The sequence below is a fragment of the Acinetobacter sp. ABJ_C5_2 genome, assembly GCF_044538485.1.
In the GTDB taxonomy this organism is placed as follows: Bacteria; Pseudomonadota; Gammaproteobacteria; order Pseudomonadales; family Moraxellaceae; genus Acinetobacter; species Acinetobacter nosocomialis_A.
Window position 1 is genome coordinate 1 of record NZ_JBIUCS010000066.1, and the last position, 2,365, is coordinate 2,365.

Sequence of the window (2,365 nt, forward strand, 5' to 3'; positions counted from 1 at the left end):
TCATAACTTAGATGTTTCAATCAATGAAGAGAATTTTTTTAAAAATGTAAAAGAATGGATTTAACTAATAAATCAAAAGCTGTTTAGTATTGTAGAATTAAAACTGAATGATTCAGTCTTAATTAACATTAATATTTTTTTAATTTTTTGGAAATATACGTCGGCTAGACTAATGTTTACATCTGATTAATGATAATCGGGGAGTAAGAAGGATCATAGCATTTAAAAAAAGGTGCTAGTTACGTTCTTCTACGATGTTGTAAGCTGATCCGTTAAAGAAATTGATTTTGATGGTAAAGAAACTCTTTATAACTATGACGAAATCGATGGAAACCTTGTTAGTAGTGTTGAATTCGCTTCTATGCACGGTGAAGATTTACGAGATCGAATTGCACCGTAAGATCGTATTCAAAAGTTTCTTTTCGATAGCATAGGACACTTGGAACAGCATACTATGGTTATGTTGAACATGACTAAGGGCAACAATTAGTTGAAGAATGTGCTTATGATAAGTAATGGCGATCTTATTTAAGTCAAAATGCTGAAAGTAACCTGTAGTGATATTACTATGCTGTAGTGAAAGCAATTCGTGAACAATATCAAAATTATAAAATCAAGAAAACAGGAGTCTGGAAATACAGTTATGATGAAATTAATGATCGAATAAAGATTGACTGGTTAACCTATGGTTTTGATCATGTCCATAGCCTGATCGTGAATGATTAAGGTGTTGTAAATTTCGGGCGTGATGATTTATACCGTGAAATTGCATGTCACTATGCTAACGGAATTAACCAAGAACAACGTTATGATATGATGGGACATTTAATCCAGCAAAATATTCTTATTAGACATGAGTTTGGTTATCCATAAATGAACAAGTCAACCAGACACAAAACAATGCAATTTAAGAAACCCAGCCATCAATTCAATGTTTATATCAATATGATAAAACTGGTCAATTAACAGGAATTAAGGATACAAGTAAGGATAATATCAATTATAAATATGATCCGATTGGGCGTTTGCTTGAGGCTAGTAGTAAGTTAGGTAAGGAAACACTTAGTTTTGACCAGGCCAGTAATATTCTAGGTTCATACCATAGTCAGAAAGTTCAAAAGCACTCACAAAAGCTAGATGAAACGGGCTATGATTATAATCCTCTGGTTAATAAGGTAATTAAAGAATATCTAGGCCAACAGTGCCAATATGATGCGTATGGAAAATATACAATTTTGACTTCACATACACAATAGGAGTATATTAATGATAGATAATTTTGAAAGTAATTTTTCTCTAATGTATCAATTACTTGGTGCATGGTTTAGTGATTTAGATTATGAAGACATCACATATCAGAAAGTAGTAAAAAGTTATAAAAAGGTAGTAAAGAGTGAAGAAATAGACGCGTTAAAATTAGAGTTTAAAGAAATTTTAATAAAAAAAAAGATTGATTATAAATATATATCTCAACTATCAAATATTTATTTTGAAAATAATGAAGATGCTTTGAAATGGCTCGGTGAAATATATAATTTTTTAATTGAAGATTAAAAATATGAAATTATTATCAATAAAGTGCATGAGCATAGACTGAGTATTGTTCAGTCTGAAGTGTAAGGATCAAGAAATAGGTTTGCATTACAACCGTTATTGTTATTATTCACGGTATGTAGACCATTTTATTTCCAAAGAGCCGACTGGATTATTGGGTTGAGATAATGTATATGCATATGCACCCACTCCGGTAAGTTGGATTGATCCTTTGGGGTGGCTAAGGTGAAGCAAAAGAATATATCGGAAACAAAAAATTGTAAGTATGATTGTGGGGCTTTATTACTATTAGACCCAAAAGATATTACTTTTGCACAGAGATCAGTGAACCCAAAATTTGATACGCCAAATGGTAAAGTTCAAGATTGAGAAATAATGGGGTATCGGGCGAAGGTACATCAAACTTACCAAAGTACTGGTTTTGCAGAAGGAGAGTTATTATGATTGTAGAAATAGAAATGCCGTTTTGGCAAGACCCTCAATGTCATGTTTTCACTCAATATTATCATGATGATTTAACTACTTATTTTACATGCTGGAATGACAACGCCGAGTTAATAAAAAACAAACTTGGGATGGTTTTTTTTAGTGATGTTTTAAGTGTTAAAATTAAGAAGAAAATTAGAAATTATCTAATAGATGAGTCTGAGTACAGATCATCTATATATGAGATTCTAGATACTAAAAGGATAAAGAAATATTTAAAGAAAAGAAGAAAATGGGATCGTTCCAAAGTTAGCTTCAAAGATTATAGATGTTTTGTAGTTAATAGCCATGATTATCAGATTTTAATTATTGCAAATAATTATAA

Annotated in this window: 2 protein-coding genes and 1 pseudogene; all 3 read left to right on the forward strand. The window is 30.9% G+C overall.

Going from position 1 to position 2,365, the window contains the following annotated elements:
• Nucleotides 1-244: 244 nt before the first annotated feature.
• Nucleotides 245-1,226 (forward strand): annotated as a pseudogene (locus ACH8JV_RS19225) (type IV secretion protein Rhs); the annotation flags it as partial.
• 40 nt (nt 1,227-1,266) lie between these two features.
• Entirely contained in the window at nt 1,267-1,554 is a 288-nt protein-coding gene (locus ACH8JV_RS19230) for a hypothetical protein (RefSeq protein WP_396523232.1), read from the forward strand.
• 440 nt (nt 1,555-1,994) lie between these two features.
• On the forward strand, nt 1,995-2,365 hold a 371-nt coding region (locus ACH8JV_RS19235), incomplete at its 3' end, for a hypothetical protein (RefSeq protein ID WP_396523234.1).

Coding starts and splice junctions, on each gene's coding strand:
- ACH8JV_RS19230 (WP_396523232.1), top strand. CDS start 1,267: ATGATAGATAATTTTGAAAGTAATTTTTCTCTAATGTATCAATTACTT.